This is a genomic window from Candidatus Delongbacteria bacterium (assembly GCA_020634015.1).
Lineage (GTDB): Bacteria > CAIWAD01 > CAIWAD01 > CAIWAD01 > CAIWAD01 > JACKCN01.
This window is the reverse complement of the sequence record JACKCN010000003.1, coordinates 254,147-270,291: the sequence shown is the minus strand read 5'-3', so window position 1 is coordinate 270,291 and position 16,145 is coordinate 254,147. Positions and strand designations below refer to the sequence as shown.

Here is a 16,145-nt window from a genome sequence, read left to right as displayed (position 1 = left end):
TCACTCCATCCACGAATCGGGTTGAGGGTCTAGCGGAACTTGAGGGACAACAGGGCGATGAATCCCAGCAGCATCGCCACGATCCAGAAACGGATCACGACCTTGGTCTCGGCCACCCCGCGATGCTGGAAGGCATGATGGATCGGGGCTCGGTAGAAAATGCGCCGGCCCAGCCAGCGGATGCCGATCTTCTCCTGGATCAACACGCTGGCGCCTTCGACCACGAACACGCCACCGGCGATCAGAAAGAGCAGCTCCTGCTTGAGCAGCAGGGCCATCACGGCCACCAGCCCGCCCAGGGCCATGCTGCCCGTGTCACCCATGAAGACCTGCGCCGGAAAGAAATTGTACCAGAGAAAGCCCAGACAGGCCCCGATGATCGCACCGGCCAGCACCGCGAATTCCCCCGCGCCAGCCACATAGTCGAAGTTGAGATAGGCGCTGTAGATCTCGTTGCCGATCACGTAGGCCACCACCGCATAGACCATGTAGACAATGGCCACCGGCACCGTGGCCAGCCCGTCCATGCCGTCGGCGAAATTCACACTGTTGGATACGGCAAGGATGGTGAAGATGGCGAAGGGAATGAAGTACAGGCCCAGATCCAGCAGGGGCGCTTTCATGAAGGGAATGTAGAGCTGGGTGCGCAGTTCGGGCGGAACCGGTGACAGGGGCGAGAGCATCCACCAGACAAAGAGTCCGGCGAACGCTGTCTGCAGGAAGAGCTTCACGCCCTGGCTGAGACCGGCCTTGCCACTGCCACCGCGGATCTTGTAGAGGTCATCCACCAGCCCCAGCAGCCCGAACCAGAGCAGCGAGGCCAAGCCGGCCCAGGCCAGCTTGCTGTGGACATCGAACCAGAGCAGGTACCCCGCCAGCACGGCCAGGATGATGATCAGCCCGCCCATGGTGGGCGTGCCACGCTTGTTGCCCACGTCGATCACGCCGTAGTCTTCCACGACGTCACGATAGCCGCGGTCGTGCAGCCAGCGGATCATCAGGCGCCCGATGATCAGGCTGATCACGAAGGTGGTCAGCGCGGCCAGCATGGTGCGCACCGAAAGGTAGTCGAAGAGTCGCAACCACCCCGGTCCGCCCCATTCGGCGCGCAGGATGGCGGCCAGCCATTTCAGCATGAGCCTGTCTCCCGGATGCTGCGACTCAGGTCCTTCATGCGCTGTTTCAGCGGGAAGACCGGATCGAATCGGGTGGAGGTCAGCATGATCCGGTCCAGCAGGGGATCCACGTCCTTGTGGCCGTCCAGGCGCCCACTGCTCACCAGATCATGGAGCACGGTGATGGCTTGCTCGCGCACCCGGCTGTTGGAACAGGACAGCAGAGGCAAGACCCAGCTCTTCCAGTTCTCGGGCCGCTCGTGTTTCTCAAGAAAGCGGGCCGCCACGATCTGCTCTTCAAAATTGCCGCGGCGCGCACGGCGATGGGCCCAGGCAAGCAGCTCGGCACTCGCGCTGCCCGTGTCCAGCAGGTTCCGCAAGGCCCCCAGGGCCTCCACGCGGACTTCCCAGTAGCTGTCATCCAGCAGGCCCACAAGGGTGGAAATCACCTGGTTGTCGGCGTGTCCGATCTGGCCCAGAGCGGCGGCCGCGTTGCGCCGGATGAAACCGTTCTGCGCATAGTGTTCCCCGAAAAGGGCCCGCGGGCTCCAGCGCGTGCGCCCCTGGCCCAGCAACCTCAGCAGGATGGGCACCAGCGACTGGTCACGCAGATCGGCGGCCAGTTTCACGCCCGCGTTGCGTTCGACCCAGGACCCACTGATCAGGGCGGCTCCCGCACGATACACCAGGTAGGCCCGGGATTCTGGATCACGCGCCAGCCGGGCGCTCAGCGCCGCGGTGCTGCGGCTTTCCAGACCCGCGTGACTGGCCGGTTGGCGTGGCACAGCCTCACAGGTCACTCTGCCGCGGTCAACCAGTTCGTGGCACAGACGCAGCAGTTCGGCCAGGGCGTCCTGGCGAGCTTCGCTGTCGGCCAGTGTGCGCTGCCGGTCTCTTTCGTCGCCACTCTCGAGCAGCGGACGCATCACGGAAAACAGGGTGTCCGGATCCAGGCCCGCTTCCACGTGGTTCCCCAGGATCACGGGGCGCTCGAGCACGATGCGTGCGGCTCCCGTGCTCTCGATGCGGCGAGCATTCATCACCTGATGGTCGCCGGGCAGGCCCATCTTGGGCACCAGCACGGCGGGCACTCCGGCCGCCAGCAGTTCATAGATCGTGCCGGCCCCCGCGCGTGCCAGGCAGAGGTCGGCCGCGGCGTAGGCGGCCTGCATGTCAAACAGGAAGGGCACACCGTGATAGCGGCTGGCCAGTTCCTCACCCAGCCCGGCTTTCAAACCGCGCTGCATCTCAAGATTCTCGCTTTCGGCATTCCAGTCGCCCCGTGAGGTACCATAGGCGTGCAGTACCTGGACTCCCATGCGCAGGAGACGGGGCAAGAGCTCGTGCAGTGCGCGGTTCAGGCTGCGGGCGCCCTGCGAGCCCCCGAAGACCAGCAGCACCACGCCTTCCTTTTCCAGCCCCAGACGGGTGCGGGCCTCGTCACACGAAGGCAGCGTGCGCAGGTCGGTACGCACGGGATAGCCCGTGATGCAGCACTGGCGCGCCTTGAGCCCCGCCGCGCTGCCGGGAAATGTCAGCGCGGTCACATCAGCCAGACGCGCGGATACGCGATTCATCAGACCGGGAGACGCATTCTGTTCGTGCAGCAGGATGCGCACCTTCAGCAACCCAACCCGGCGCAGCAGGGAGGCCGCGAACACGGCGGGAGCGCTGGCATAGCCTCCGCAGGCGACAAGCAGATCGGGCCGGAAACGCAGCAGGTGCCAACTTGCCTGCAACACACCGGTTGCCAGAATGGCCAGAAAGCGCAGCAGCGGCAACAGGCGGGTCCCCGGATAGCCGCAACTGCTGGCGAAGCGCAAGGGAATGCGGCCCGCTCCGGAAATCTGGGCTTCGCGCGAGAGCACAAGTTCCTCGCTGCGTCCGCGGGTGCCGATGTAGAGCAGGGAATTGGCCGGATCGCGGGCCAGCTCACGCCCGATGGCCAGGGCAGGATAGACGTGGCCGGCCGTGCCGCCACCGGTGAGGACCACCTTCATGCGGGTTCCACTCCCAGGCGATTCAGGTGATCCCAGGCCAGCCAGCTTGTGTCACACAGGACGGGCCAGTCGGCAAAGGCGCCATCCAGGCAGAGCGAACGCAGGGCCGAGGCCGCGGGAACCAGGTGGCGCAACCAACGCCGTTCGCCCGTGGCTTTCGCGATGCGCAGATAGGCGGCCTGGGCCTGCATCAGCCGGTGGGCGGCCACACGCTGCAGGTCCGGAAGCATCTCCTCCAGCTCCAGCCCGTGCACGGGGTGCCCGATCTCGGCGTACTCCTCCAGCAGTCCCAGTCGCACATCCGGGGGAAGGGCCAGATAGGGGTCGTAGACCAGACTGGCCACATCATAGTAGGGACTGCCCAGCCGTGCGCCCTGGAAATCCACCACTCGCCAGGCACCGTTGACCTGCAGCAGATTGGTCGACTGGAAATCCCGGTGGATGAACTCTCCGGAAGGCAGTGCCCCTGTGACCCGGGCAAGGTCAAGGCATTCACGCTCGAGGGCCGCGTGATCCAGGTCCAGACGCAAGTGATCGTGGATCAGCAGGCGGCGCCAGGGACCGGACTCCTCGGCAAGCAGCATGCCGGTACCCCAGGCGGGACTGTGAGTGCGTGTGGCATCGAAGACCGGGGGCTTCAACCGCAGCTGCAGGTCCACCAGCACGGCCAGGGCATCCAGGCACAGGTCCATCAGACCGTCTTCGTGGGGAGTGGCCAGGGCCAGTTCCAGCAGGCGTGTGTCGCCCAGATCCTCTTCCAGGAACCAGGCGGCGCGGTCCGGGCGTGGGGCTGAGTGGGCCAGCAGGCGTGGGCCATGTCCGCCATGGGCCTCAAGCAGCCGTGCCATGTATACGAAACTCTGGTTCTCGTCCAGACTGCCCCCGACATGCTGGGGCGCGGGACTGAGGCAGAGGATGCGCGCGGGACGGGAATCCTGGACGCGCAGATAGCGACGCTGCCCGCCGCCTCCCGGCACGGGGACGCAACGTGCGTCCGGATCCACCAGGTTCAGTGAATGCAGTTGCTCGAGTGCTTCCTGCTGCAGTGAGATCAGGTCTGCCACACGGCGTCCGTTCGGTGGGTTCGGCGCGTGGCATCTTCGGGGATGCCACGCGCTTCGACAGCTGAGTCGGGCAACGAGACTACAGATTCAGTACCAGCGACATGGACAGCACCGTGTCCGTCTTGTCGTAGACGAACTTCTGGGTGGTGCCGGCCACGGATTCCGTAATCGGGTCGCCATCGTACTTGATGCCGTAGGCCAGTTTCATGGCCAGACGATCGCTCAGGCGGGACGCCAGGCCAAAGTCCAGGTTGAGGCGCAGGTCCTCGCTGTTGCTCATGTTCGAGAGGATTTCCGCCGCGGCGGTGAACTCGGATGTCTCGCTCAGGGGGCGCACATAATCCAGGAATCCACGGGCGCTGCCGAATGACTCGCCATCGCCTTCCACGGGGGTTTCATCCGTGAATTCGAAACCGGCTTCCGACGCCAGGCTGTGCGTGTCGTTCTTGAAGACCGTGTATCCGAAACCGGCACCCGCCGTGATCCGCTGGTCCACACCGGACAGCTTGTCCTGGAACCAGCCCACGTTGGTGTACCACTGGAACTCGCCGGCGAGCTTGCCCTTGAGCTTGGTGCCAAGCTCGTAGGCTTCGGCCGACTTCTCGGTGTTCTCGGTGACCAGAATCACGTCGTTGACCGCATCGTAGCTGACCACGCGAGACGTCGCCTCGGCACTGACCACCTTGCCCAGCACGGTCAGGGTGGTGTTGGTCCACTTGCGGGTGAACTTGTTGGTCAGGGTCAGATTCTGGGTCTGGGAGTTGCCACCGGTCATCACCAGGCTGACGTCCGCCGTGTTGCTCCAGGGCCGATCTTCGGCCTGGGTAGCGGCGGCCAGAAATCCACAGGCCAGAATGAGCGAGAGTGCGTTGCGCATGGAGGTCTTCCTTTATTTGCGACTGGTGCGGAACCAGCCGGTCATCAGAGTTGTCAGGTCGGGATTTGCCGCCGATGGCAGGCCAGAAACGGCTTGGAATCTAGCGAAGGCCGAAGGAAATCCGAACCGCGACCGGGCTCGCCCGGCAGGCTTCGGTCCGGTTTGTTCTATCTTCATCCGCCGCGCGGCGGCCAGCATGCCAACGCCCCGGGCTCCCGATGGTTCCAGTCGGTGTGCCGGGACCGCATTCAATCCGGAGGCTCACGCCATGAAACGCATTCGTCCTTTGTTGCCGCTACTGCTGCTGCTCGGCCTGGTGCTTGCATGCGCCAGCACGCGGGGGGCTCGCCCGCAGAAGACCGCAACCCACGTCATTCGTCTGGAAGCCCTCCAGTTCAGCGAGAAGGACTTCAACCGGGGCGTCCTGGGCGAGCCGCTGGACATCGAACTGCGCATCCTCAAGGACGGGATACCCGTGACCCCCGCCATGGGCGCCACCCCGGGCCATGGTGTGATGCTCGATGGCAAACGGGGCGAGCGGCGCGTGCAGCGCGAGCTGCAGTGGGTGTTGGAGGTTGGACCGGGCAGCCACTACCAGCTCGAGCTGGTCGAACACGCCCTGATCGCCCACAAGGCGCGCTTCGCGGTTCCCAGCGCACCGGAACTGGGCTGGTGGTTCTTCGCGGAGCACGAGGGGCGCGTGGCCGTGGGCAGCGAGTCCTGGCTTCGCTTCAGCGATTCCATCGTCAAGTAGAAACAGCGATCCCCGGTGTCCGTGATGCGGTCACCGGGGATCGTGTGTGAACTGTGCGTGTGTCACGCGGCCCCGGCAGCCCCCCGGCTGCGCAGCAGATGTTCAAAGGCCGCCAATGATGCCTTGGCGCCCTCACCCACCGCGATCACGATCTGTTTCCAGGGCACGGTGGTCACGTCGCCACAGGCGAAGATCCCGGGCTCACTGGTCTCGCAGCGATCGTTGATCACCACTTCCCCGAAGCGGGTCAGTTCGACCACATCCTTGAGGAAGGCGCTGTTGGGCACCAGCCCGATCTGGATGAACACCCCGGCCAGCGGCAGCTCGAGCTCTTCTCCGCTGGCCCGGTTGGTTAGCGACAGGGACACCACTTTGCCCTCCTGGGCATTGATGGTGCGCGTGGCCACATTGGTGTGCACGGTGATGTTGCTTGTGTTCTGCAGCTGGTCCACCAGCACCTTGTCCGCTTTCAGCTCAGGCAGATACTCCAGCACGGTCACAGAGTTCACGATGCCGGCCAGATCCAGGGCGGCTTCCACGCCCGAATTGCCGCCGCCGATCACCGCCACGTCCTTGCCCTTGAAAAAAGGGCCGTCGCAGTGCGGGCAGTAGGCCACGCCATGGCCGATGTTCTCGCGCTCGCCCGGGACTCCCAGTTCGCGCCAGCGGGCCCCGGTGGCCACGATCACGGTGCGGGCGCGCACCACCTCCCCCGAACTGAGCACAAGACTCTTGATCTCGCCCTTTTCCAGCGAATGCACCTTCAAGTGCTTGCGCACCGTGACGGGGTACTCCCCAAGATGTGCTTCCAGGGCATTGCTCAGTTCGGGACCCGTAGTCCTGGGCACCGAAATCAGGTTCTCGATGCCCATGGTATCCTTGACCTGGCCACCCAGCCGGTCCGCGATCAGCATCACCGACAGGCCCTTGCGCGCGGCGTAGACACTGGCGGCCACTCCCGCGGGGCCTCCCCCGACCACCACCACATCCTGGATCACGGACTCATCGGCCGCGGGTGCGACAACGGCCCGCTGGTCCGCGGGAATCAGTGCCAGCACCTTCTCGACGATCTGGCCCACATCCAGTTTGCCATTGGCAAAGGGCTTGCCATCCAGGAACACCGCGGGCACGCCCTGGATCTCGCGCTGCTCCACCAATTCGGGAAACACGCCTCCATCGATCATCTCGTGGTTGATCAGCGGATTCAGCAGGGCCATCTGGTTCAGGGCCTGTACCACATCGGGGCAGTTGTGACAACTGAGCGAGACCACTGTCTCGAAGTGCAGGGGACGCTGGATCGACCGGATGGCGGCCTGGATTCCCGGATCCAGTTTCAGGGGCACGCCCCCGCTCTGCAGCAGGGCCAGGACCAGGGAACTGAACTCGTGACCGCCGGGAACCCCGGAGAAGACGATGCCCGTCTCACGGCCCTCCTGCAGCAGGGTGAAACTGGCCGCGCTGCACAGAGGGGTACTCAGTCCGCTGTCCTCTTCGATCAGGGAAATGCGCGGACTCACGGACGCCACATCCTGCAGCATGGCCAGCAGTTCGGCCCGGCTGGCGTGTTCACCTTTGCCCAGCACCAATGTGACATCGTGGCTCATGCGGGTGGTGTATTCCCGCAGGGCGTCCAGAATGGATGTATCAAGCATGGGGGGACCTCCTTGAAAGAGAACAGGCTGCCCGTGCTGTTCCGGACAGCCTGTTCAACAGGAATTTCAATGGACCTGAACTGGCGAGGGCGTCAGATCTTGCCCACCAGATCCAGACCGGGCTTCAGTGTGGACGCGCCGGGAGTCCAGTTGGCGGGGCAGACTTCGCCGTCGTTGGCAGCCACGTACTGGGCGGCCTTGACCTTGCGCACCATGTCGGCGGCGCTGCGGCCAATGCCCAGATCGTGCACTTCTTCAACCTTGATCACGCCATCGGGATTGGCCAGGAAAGTGCCGCGCAGCGCCAGGCCGGCGTCTTCGATCATCACGCCGAATCCGCGGCTGATGGCGCCGGTGGGGTCACCCAGCATGGGAAACTTGATCTTCTTGATGGTGTCGCTGGCATCGGCCCAGGCCTTGTGCACGAAATGGGTGTCGGTGGACACCGAATAGACTTCCACGCCCAGCTTCTTCAGTTCGTCGTACATGTCGGCCATGTCGCCCAGCTCGGTCGGGCAGACGAAGGTGAAGTCGGCGGGATAGAACATGAAGATGGACCACTTGCCCAGCACATCCTTGGTGCTGACGGTCTTGAACTCGCCATTGTGGTAGGCTTCGGCGGTGAATTGGGGCAGATTCGTGTTGATCCGGGACATTATCGGGACTCCTTTTGTTTGACGTTGCCTGAGGATACCAAAGGCCCCGCATGCTGCAAAATCGAATGATCTGATGCGTTTGATAGCCAATGGCTATTGCCCATTGCATCCCGAACCGCCGTACGGCACGCGTGGTTCCCGCGGGCGAATCAGCCCAGCGGGCTTCCGGGCTGCAGCAGTTCGGCCAGCCGGCGGACCTGGAAATCGGCCTGACGCCGGCGCACGGACAGGCGTTCCGGCCACAGCTCTTCCAGCACCTCCGAGACCAGAATCGTGCACAGGCCGGCCTCCCTGGCTCCCAGCAATTCATTGGAGCCCCCGTCGCCCAGAAACCAGCAGCGCTCCGCGGGCAGCTCCAGTGCGTCCAGAGCCAGCCGGTAGCTTTCGGGTTCGGGTTTGGCACAACCGATGTCGCAGGAAAAGAGCGCCCGGTGAAAGAGAGGAGCCAGCGGAGACCGGGGCCAGGGCGCGGCTTCCATTGCATCGGCATTGCTCAGCAGAGCCAGACTCCAGCCACGCCGGCGCAGTTCCGCCAGAGTGTCAAGGGTCTCGGCAGGAATGGCCGTCAGCATCACCTCGAAGCGGCGCGCCCGTTCCAGGGCCACGGCAGTCAACTGCTCATCCGAGAAGCCCGCGTCGATGCGGTCGGTGATGTCGTGCAGAATCGCCAGCGGTTCGCGCACCTGGCCCGTGAGCCGGGCCCGGGTCTCGCTGAACAGGGCCTGCTCCCAGCGGGCCCGCGGAATGCCCAGCAGTGCGCTGGTATGCGCCGGCAGTTCGACCCTGGACGGGGCGGGCGTCAGGGTGTGAAACAGATCGAAGATCAGACCTCCGGCCGGGCCGGGTCCGCTGACTGAATGTGACAACAAGTCCTCCTCGAGTCTGGGTGCGAACCAGCCGGGATCCGTCCGGATCTGGATCACAGGATGCACAGGGCCCCATCGGCGCATGCTGCCGATGGGGCCCTGAAAACGTGACTGGTCACGATCTAGAGCCGCGGGCCCGCCGCTTCCAGGCGCTTGCCTTCGTCGTTGTCCGTGTATTGCTTGAAGTTGGCGATGAACAGCCCGGCCAGTTCGGCGGCCCTGCGGTCCCATTCGCTGGAATCGGCGTAGGTGTCACGCGGATCAAGGATGCTGGAGGCCACCCCCTTCAGGGAGGTGGGCACTTCAAGATTGAAGACGGGAATCACCTTGGTCGGCGCGTTGTCGATGTCACCATTGAGAATGGCGTCGATGATGCCGCGCGTATCCTTGATGGAGATGCGCTTGCCCGTACCGTTCCAGCCCGTGTTCACCAGGTAGGCCTTGGCCCCGGCCGCATCCATGCGCTTGACCAGTTCCTTGCCGTACATGGTCGGGTGCACGGCCAGGAAGGCCGCCCCGAAGCAGGACGAGAAGGTGGGCGTGGGCTTGTTCACGCCGATCTCGGTGCCCGCCAGCTTGGCCGTGAAGCCCGAGAGGAAGTGATACTTGGCCTGCTCGTGATCCAGGCGGGACACCGGAGGCAGCACGCCGAAGGCATCGGCGGTGAGGAAGATCACCTTGGTGGCGTGCCCGGCCTTGGAGACCGGCTTGACGATGTTGGCGATGTGATGGATCGGGTAGCTGACGCGCGTGTTCTGGGTGACGCTGCCGTCCTTGAAGTCGATCTTGCCCGCGGCGTTCACGGTCACGTTCTCGAGCAGGGCGTCGCGGCGGATGGCATTGTAGATGTCGGGCTCGGCGTCCTTGTCCAGATCGATGGTCTTGGCGTAGCAGCCGCCTTCGAAATTGAACACGCCATCGTCGTCCCAGCCGTGTTCGTCGTCGCCGATCAGCTGGCGATGCGGATCGGTGGACAGGGTGGTCTTGCCCGTGCCCGACAGACCGAAGAACACGGCCGTGTCACCGTCCTTGCCCACGTTGGCGCTGCAGTGCATGGAGGCCATGCCGCGCAGGGGCAGGTAGTAGTTCATGATGGTGAACATGCCCTTCTTCATCTCGCCACCGTACCAGGTGCCGCCGATGACCTGCATCTTCTCCGTCATGTTGAAAGCGACGAAGTTCTCGGAATTGAGCCCCTGCTCCTTCCAGTCCGGGTTGACGCACTTGGAGCCATTGATGACCACGAAATCGGGTTCGCCGAATTCGGCCAGTTCCTGGGCCGTGGGGCGAATGAACATGTTGGTGACGAAGTGCGCCTGCCAGGCCACTTCCATGATGAAGCGCACTTTCAGGCGGCTGTCGGGATTGGCGCCGCAGAAGGCGTCCACCACGAAGAGTCGCTTTGCGGAGAGCTGCTTGCCCACCAGCGACTTCAGATGCGTCCAGTGCTCCTGGCTGAGGCTCTTGTTGCTGCTGCTCTTGGCCTGGGTGCTCCACCAGATGGTGTTTTCCGTGATACTGTCGCGCACGAAGTACTTGTCCTGGGGGGACCGGCCGGTGAACTTTCCGGTCATCACATTGACCGCACCCAGCTCGGTGACCTGACCGCGCTCGTAGCCCTCGAGTCCCGCTTTCGTCTCTTCTTCGAAGAGCAGATCATAGCCGGGATTGTGCACCACCTCCGTGGTATCCATGATGCCGTAGATCGTCAGGTCGAGCATGCCTGCCATTGTGCGCTCCTTCAGGGATTGTGGCTTCCGCCCTTGGGGGAAGTGCTGACGGTAAAGAATTCGGGAGACTGGCCCAGGCCGTGCCCGGACCGGATTCCTGCGGAATCAGTCGGCGAGAACGAGTGCCCATGATCAGCCCCCATGCGGGGCTGCCAGTCCGGCTGGACCTGCATTCAGGTGGCCGGCCTGGAAAGGTCGCAAACTAACAAAGGTGCGGCGAGGAGCCATGGGGATTCCAGCTGGAAGCCCTGCGCACGAGCACGGAATCGGATGGTTTCCAACGAAAACCCCTCAAGTTAAGGGCATCCAAAGTCTCTTTGGTTGGCATTGGACATTCCGCGCAGCAGGACTCCCCGATCTGTCAGCCGTCAGTGCTCCGGGTGCGACGGGTCGGCCACAGGGCCCATGACCGGGAGGGTCCATCCTGGAGCCGGTGATCCATTCCGGAATCTCGTGCCCGGCCAGCTCTCTCTGGACAGTGCGGCTCACCCGGAGACCATCCACCAGAATTGTCCTCAGCCTGGAACGCGTGCATGCGCCCCTCAGGAGCAGTTGTCCCTTTGGAATCTTGCATGGGCAGAAATCAGACGCTGCGACCGGTGGGCACGGGAGAGGCGGGAGATCCGCAGGCGCCATGGCCCTTGGAAGAGAAGGGAGACGGGGTGCATACATGTGCCAGACGTGCGGCACAATGCATCACGGACCAGCCCACGCAGGCCCGGGCCTGGTGTGTACGAAGTGGCTGATTGGGATGGCTGCACTGAGTCCGGGCTGGTTCAAGCCATCGTGCCCCGGACATGCCGCGACCTATGGCCTGTGGGTCAGTTCGCCCAGCAGCATGCGGAATTCATCGAGTCCGGCGAGCTGTACGAACCCCGTCGCACGACCAGTGGAGGTCAGCAACTGCAGAGCCGTCCAGGCCTGGGCGCCCCCCAGCAGAATGGGAAGCCGGGAATCCAGCAGGCGGCGCAGGCGCTCCAGCTCATTCAGCAACTGGGTGCCATCGGCCAGATGCATCACACTCAATGCCACGGCACACGCGCCGCGAAGCTGGGCCACGGCGGCAATGTCCTCGGCGGGCATGTCGGCTCCCAGATGCACCACATCAAAGCCGCAATCCTGGGCGTTGAGGGCCGCGATCATGGCTCCCAACTCGTGCCTCTGTCCCTGGGGCGTGGCCGTGATCAGAACAGGTGAGTCAAGTTGCAGGCGGCGCCTCAGCAATTGAGTCCCCAGAAAACTGCGCAGGACGGCTGTGGCCAGATGCTCCTGCGCGATGCGCAATTCACCCCGGTGCCAATGGTCGCCCACGCGCTGCAGCAAAGGAATGACCACCGTTTCCAGCATGGCGCGCAGGCTGAGTTCCAGGCTGGCCTGATCCAGGGTCTGGGCAAGCTGGTCTCCCTGCAGGATCAGAATGGCCCGCCAGGCCTGCTCGAGCAAGGGTGTCGTGTTGTCCTGCGCGCCGAGGGTGGTCGGGCTGGATGACGGCCTGGCGACCTCCGCGGGTTGCACGGCACCCACCAGACCCTCCAGAGTGTCCAGTTCAAGACTGGCCACATCCCCGATGCGATGGCCAAGACCCAGGGCTTTCTTGAGCAGCAGCAGTCGGTTCAGGTCTTCATCAGTATACATCCGCCTGCCGCTGGCGGTCCGGGTGGGCACCACTGCCTGGTAACGCCGCTCCCAGGCACGCAGCAGGTCCTGGGGCAGGTCTGTTTTCTGGGAGATCACAGCGATGGGATGAAGCATGGCACCTGTTTTCATGGCGCGAAGCTAGAGTATTGTCCATCTTTTGTCAAGATTTTACTGACACAACTTTAAACAGAATGATCTGGACAGTCCACTCGGGTCGTCCCGTTGCTTCGCCAAGGCCCGGGCGTCCAGGCAGACTCAAACAAACTTTGGAATCAACGCAATCTCAATGTTGTCAATGTATTGGAAGCAATGCCTGGTTGATGGACATCCCTTCATGGCATCGGGCTGAGGCGCGCGGCTGTGCAGGAAATCTTGATTCTTGTTGAATTTTTCTTGGACAAAGCCTTGACATGATCCACTGGGTGCTCTAGTTTGTCCATCCGTTGTACAAGAACCAACCCAGGAGAGACCGATGAAAAGACTGATGCTTGCTCTTGCCTGTGGCCTGCTGCCATTGGCCGCCCAGGCCGCCGATCTGCGTGTGGCCCATCTGAGCCCCGACGCCCCCAATGTGGACGTATGGCTGGACAGCAATGTGGTGCTGAGTGATGTGCCCTACGGCGCATTCAGTCCCTATCTGGATATCGCCGACGGCAGCCACCTGGTTCAGGTCTTCGTCGCCGGTACCAATATGAACCCGGTGATCGACGCGACCCTCGACTTCGCCGCCGGCAGTGTCACCACCGTGGCGGCCACCGGGTTGCTGTCGGACAACAGTTTCGGCCCGATCCTGCTGGAAGATACCCGCAGCACGGACGCCAACTCCGCCTGGCTGCGTTTCGTGCATACGGTTGCCGACGCCCCCGCCGTGGACATCACCCTGGCCGATGGCACGGTGATCTTCTCCGATGTGGCCTTCAACCAGTCCATCGATTACACGCCCGTCGCGCCCGGTGACTACAGCCTGCAGGTGCGGGTCGCCGGCACCGAGACCGTGGTGCTGGCCTTCGAGCAGGTGAGCCTGAGTGCGGCCACCACCCTCAGCGTCTTCGCCACCGGCAAGCTGAGCGACGGCACTCTGGGCGCCCTTGCCTCCGTGGATGCCCCGGGCACCGGATCCGATGTGGTGATGCTTGAGAATCTGGGCACCAGCCTGCGTGTGGCGCACCTCAGTCCCGACGCCCCGGCCGTGGACGTCTACTTCGGTGGAGCGATGGTCCTGGAGAATGTGTCCTACCCGGCCTTCAGCAACTATCTGGACATTCCGTCCGGTCCGCACGGGGTTCAGGTGTTCGTGAGCGGCACGAACACCGATCCCGTGATCGATGCCACGCTGGACTTCGCGGCCGGATCGGCCACGACCGTGGCCGCGACCGGCCTGCTGGCTGATCAGAGTTTCGGCCCCGTGGTGCTGGAAGACAGCCGTCTGACGGTTCCCGCGCACGCCTGGGCCCGCTTTGTGCACACGGCCGCGGACGCCCCGGCCGTGGACATCACCCTCGCCGATGGCACCGTGATCTTCGGTGACGTTGCCTTCAACGGCTCCTCGGCCTACCTGCCCGTGTCACCCGGCAACTACAGTTTCCAGGTCCGTCTGGCCGGCACCGAAACCGTGGTGCTGAGTTTCGCCCCGGTTGAGCTGATGGCCGCCTCGACCTACAGCATCTTCGCCACGGGCACCCTGGCTGCTGGCACTCTGGGCGCCTGGGCCAGTGTGGACGCCCCCGGAAGCGGTTCCGATGTGATGATGCTGGAGAATCTGGGAACCAGCGTGCGTGTCGCACACCTGAGCCCCGATGCCCCCGCCGTGGATGTGTACCTGAACGAGGCGATGGTACTGGAGAATGTCGGCTACCCGGCCTTCAGCCCCTACCTGGACATTCCCGCGGGCACCCACCACGTGCAGGTCTTCGTCAGCGGAACCAGCACCAACCCCGTGATCGATGAGATGCTGGACTTCCAGGCCGGCAGCGCCACCACCGTGGCGGCCACTGGCCTGCTGGGCAATGGCAGTTTCGGACCCATGCTCTTCGCCGACAGCCGCCTGACCAGCCCGACACAGGCCTGGGTACGCTTCGCGCACACCGCGGCGGATGCTCCCGCGGTGGACATCACCCTGACCGACGGCACCGTGGTCTTCGGCAACGTGGCCTTCAATGAGTCCGCGGCCTACTTGCCGTTGGACCCGGGTGGATATGATCTGCAGGTGCGCGTGGCGGGCACTGAGACTGTCGTGATGAGTCTTGACACCGTGGAACTGGATGCGGCCATGACCTACTCGGTGTTCGCCACGGGCACCCTGGCGGGCGACATGCTTGCTGCACTGGCCACCGTGGACGCCCCCGGTGACGGCAGTGGATACATCGAGCTGGGACAGACCACTTCCGTGGCGACGGAGCTGGCCCGGCCCAGTGGCTTCCGCATGCTGCCCGCCAGCCCCAATCCCTTCAATCCGACGACCCGTCTGAGCTTCGAGCTGGATGCCGCCAGCTCGGTGCGACTTTCGGTATACAATGTGCAAGGACAGATGGTTGCCCGGTTGCTTGACGGACAACTGGGCGCTGGAGTGCATTCCCTGCAGTGGAATGCCTCTTCTCTGGCAAGTGGACGCTACCTGGCCCTGCTGGAGGGCGGTGCCGGACAAAGCGTGCAGCCTTTGACTCTGGTCAAATAAGAAACCTGCTTTCCATTCTGTGTTCCTTGCCCTGGCCGGGGCCCTTCGGGCCCCGGTTTTCTTTGCTCCTTGCCGCAGGCCTTGATGATACAGTGACTTGAATCCCGGCATGCACACAACTACTGTGGCAGTTCGAGTTCTGTTGACGATCCGGGTGCAGGGACTCCACGTCTGCCGCGAATCTCCCTGTGATCCAACCCCAGAGAGGACCTTGCCATGTCAAGCGCGACCAGAACCCTGCTGGCAGCCTGCCTGCTGGTGCCCTGTGTGTGCCGGATTGCCCGTTGCGATCTGGCCCGCGATTCGGGCAAGGCGACTCTGGAGGATGCAGGCACCCTGGTCGTGGAGCTCTCAGCCCAGCACGAGCAGGATGGAGGCGACAACGAACGATCCGTCGAACTGGCACTGCAGTATGTGCCAAGCTGGTTGCCCCGCGTGAACCTGTTCCTGGAATCGACGACCTGGAAGCGCCTTGCCACGGAACAGCAGCCGGTGCACACCGGCCAGGGTGACACGGAAATCGGGCTCACCACATTGCTGCGAGCGGCCGAGGGCTGGAGTCCGGGAATCCTGCTGGGTGCCAGGCTCAAATTGCCGACAGGGCAAGAACCCTGGCTGGGCAGCGGCAGCGCCGACTGGTCCGGACTGCTGGTGCTTGGAACGGGCTTCGAAAGGCTGGATCTGAATCTGGAACTGGAATACCTGCGCCCGGGCCAGCCCGCCGCCCTGCCGGGCACTGCTGGTGTCGTGGACGCGGAATTGAAGAATCGCCTGCTGCTGTCCCTCGCGGCGGACCTTGACCTGCTTGAGCATCTCAAACTGTTCTCGGAGTTGGGCGCCGCCACGGCAGAAACGGCTGACGACCGTCCGGAACTGGCCCTGGAACTGGGGATGGAAGTGGACATCGACCTGCTCGACGTCGGCAATCTCTTTCTGGAGACCGGAGCGCAAACCGACAGCGGATTCCAGACCAAGCTTGGCCTGGAACTGGAATTCTGAGCTGCAAGCGTCTCCCCATCAGAACTCCGGCACACGGTGAGTCAACCCCGCATGCGCACATCGGCTTGCCCGATCCAGTCCGCCACCCTGAATCCTGCAGAGACAAAAGCCCCGCCAGCT

At 63.7% G+C, this 16,145-nt stretch carries 12 protein-coding genes; 3 read left to right on the top strand and 9 right to left on the bottom strand.

What is annotated here, in order from left to right; genetic code table 11:
• Window positions 1-29: 29 nt before the first annotated feature.
• From mraY to H6678_07805, 4 genes are all read right to left on the bottom strand, one after another.
• A complete protein-coding gene (gene mraY, locus H6678_07820; GenBank protein ID MCB9473702.1) occupies window positions 30-1,136 on the bottom strand; it encodes a phospho-N-acetylmuramoyl-pentapeptide-transferase in 1,107 nt (368 codons plus the stop codon).
• A complete protein-coding gene (locus H6678_07815) occupies window positions 1,130-3,115 on the bottom strand; it encodes a glycosyltransferase (GenBank protein ID MCB9473701.1) in 1,986 nt (661 codons plus the stop codon). The genes mraY and H6678_07815 overlap by 7 nt, the downstream gene beginning before the upstream one ends.
• Window positions 3,112-4,179, bottom strand: coding sequence for a phosphotransferase (locus H6678_07810; protein ID MCB9473700.1), 1,068 nt, complete (start codon window positions 4,177-4,179; stop codon window positions 3,112-3,114). The genes H6678_07815 and H6678_07810 overlap by 4 nt, the downstream gene beginning before the upstream one ends.
• A 79-nt stretch (window positions 4,180-4,258) precedes the next feature.
• Window positions 4,259-5,056 (bottom strand): DUF481 domain-containing protein, encoded by a 798-nt coding sequence (locus H6678_07805; protein MCB9473699.1) that lies wholly within the window; start codon window positions 5,054-5,056, stop codon window positions 4,259-4,261.
• 268 nt (window positions 5,057-5,324) lie between these two features.
• Between H6678_07805 and H6678_07800 the strand changes: the two genes are divergently transcribed.
• Window positions 5,325-5,810 (top strand): hypothetical protein, encoded by a 486-nt coding sequence (locus H6678_07800; GenBank protein MCB9473698.1) that lies wholly within the window; start codon window positions 5,325-5,327, stop codon window positions 5,808-5,810.
• Window positions 5,811-5,872: 62 nt separating this feature from the next.
• Here the strand turns inward: H6678_07800 and ahpF are convergent, their stop codons facing one another.
• The 5 genes from ahpF to H6678_07775 all read right to left on the bottom strand — a co-directional run bounded on the left by ahpF (window position 5,873) and on the right by H6678_07775 (window position 12,466).
• The gene (gene ahpF / locus H6678_07795) at window positions 5,873-7,462 is read right to left on the bottom strand and encodes an alkyl hydroperoxide reductase subunit F (protein MCB9473697.1); all 1,590 of its coding nucleotides are present in this window, start codon (window positions 7,460-7,462) and stop codon (window positions 5,873-5,875) included.
• Window positions 7,463-7,554: 92 nt separating this feature from the next.
• Window positions 7,555-8,118 (bottom strand): peroxiredoxin, encoded by a 564-nt coding sequence (gene ahpC, locus H6678_07790; protein ID MCB9473696.1) that lies wholly within the window; start codon window positions 8,116-8,118, stop codon window positions 7,555-7,557.
• A gap of 149 nt (window positions 8,119-8,267) precedes the next feature.
• Complete coding sequence (locus H6678_07785) at window positions 8,268-8,984, bottom strand: HAD family hydrolase (GenBank protein ID MCB9473695.1); 717 nt, start codon at window positions 8,982-8,984, stop codon at window positions 8,268-8,270.
• Between the two features lie 122 nt (window positions 8,985-9,106).
• Window positions 9,107-10,714 (bottom strand): phosphoenolpyruvate carboxykinase (ATP), encoded by a 1,608-nt coding sequence (pckA, locus tag H6678_07780; protein MCB9473694.1) that lies wholly within the window; start codon window positions 10,712-10,714, stop codon window positions 9,107-9,109.
• Between the two features lie 807 nt (window positions 10,715-11,521).
• Entirely contained in the window at window positions 11,522-12,466 is a 945-nt protein-coding gene (locus H6678_07775) for a MerR family transcriptional regulator (protein ID MCB9473693.1), read from the bottom strand.
• Window positions 12,467-12,824: 358 nt separating this feature from the next.
• Here H6678_07775 and H6678_07770 point away from each other — a divergent pair, with 358 nt between their 5' ends.
• Together H6678_07770 and H6678_07765 are read left to right on the top strand one after the other, a co-directional pair.
• A complete protein-coding gene (locus H6678_07770; protein MCB9473692.1) occupies window positions 12,825-15,026 on the top strand; it encodes a DUF4397 domain-containing protein in 2,202 nt (733 codons plus the stop codon).
• Window positions 15,027-15,242: 216 nt separating this feature from the next.
• Window positions 15,243-16,025 (top strand): hypothetical protein, encoded by a 783-nt coding sequence (locus H6678_07765; protein ID MCB9473691.1) that lies wholly within the window; start codon window positions 15,243-15,245, stop codon window positions 16,023-16,025.
• The last annotated feature ends 120 nt before the right edge of the window (window positions 16,026-16,145 follow it).

Bases quoted from the DNA above. Each gene is read 5' to 3' on its own strand.
- H6678_07805 (MCB9473699.1), bottom strand. From the start codon at position 5,056: ATGCGCAACGCACTCTCGCTCATTCTGGCCTGTGGATTTCTGGCCGCC.
- H6678_07775 (MCB9473693.1), bottom strand. From the start codon at position 12,466: ATGCTTCATCCCATCGCTGTGATCTCCCAGAAAACAGACCTGCCCCAG.
- ahpF (MCB9473697.1), bottom strand. From the start codon at position 7,462: ATGCTTGATACATCCATTCTGGACGCCCTGCGGGAATACACCACCCGC.
- H6678_07815 (MCB9473701.1), bottom strand. From the start codon at position 3,115: ATGAAGGTGGTCCTCACCGGTGGCGGCACGGCCGGCCACGTCTATCCT.
- ahpC (MCB9473696.1), bottom strand. From the start codon at position 8,118: ATGTCCCGGATCAACACGAATCTGCCCCAATTCACCGCCGAAGCCTAC.
- mraY (MCB9473702.1), bottom strand. From the start codon at position 1,136: ATGCTGAAATGGCTGGCCGCCATCCTGCGCGCCGAATGGGGCGGACCG.
- H6678_07765 (MCB9473691.1), top strand. From the start codon at position 15,243: ATGTCAAGCGCGACCAGAACCCTGCTGGCAGCCTGCCTGCTGGTGCCC.
- H6678_07770 (MCB9473692.1), top strand. From the start codon at position 12,825: ATGAAAAGACTGATGCTTGCTCTTGCCTGTGGCCTGCTGCCATTGGCC.
- H6678_07800 (MCB9473698.1), top strand. From the start codon at position 5,325: ATGAAACGCATTCGTCCTTTGTTGCCGCTACTGCTGCTGCTCGGCCTG.
- pckA (MCB9473694.1), bottom strand. From the start codon at position 10,714: ATGGCAGGCATGCTCGACCTGACGATCTACGGCATCATGGATACCACG.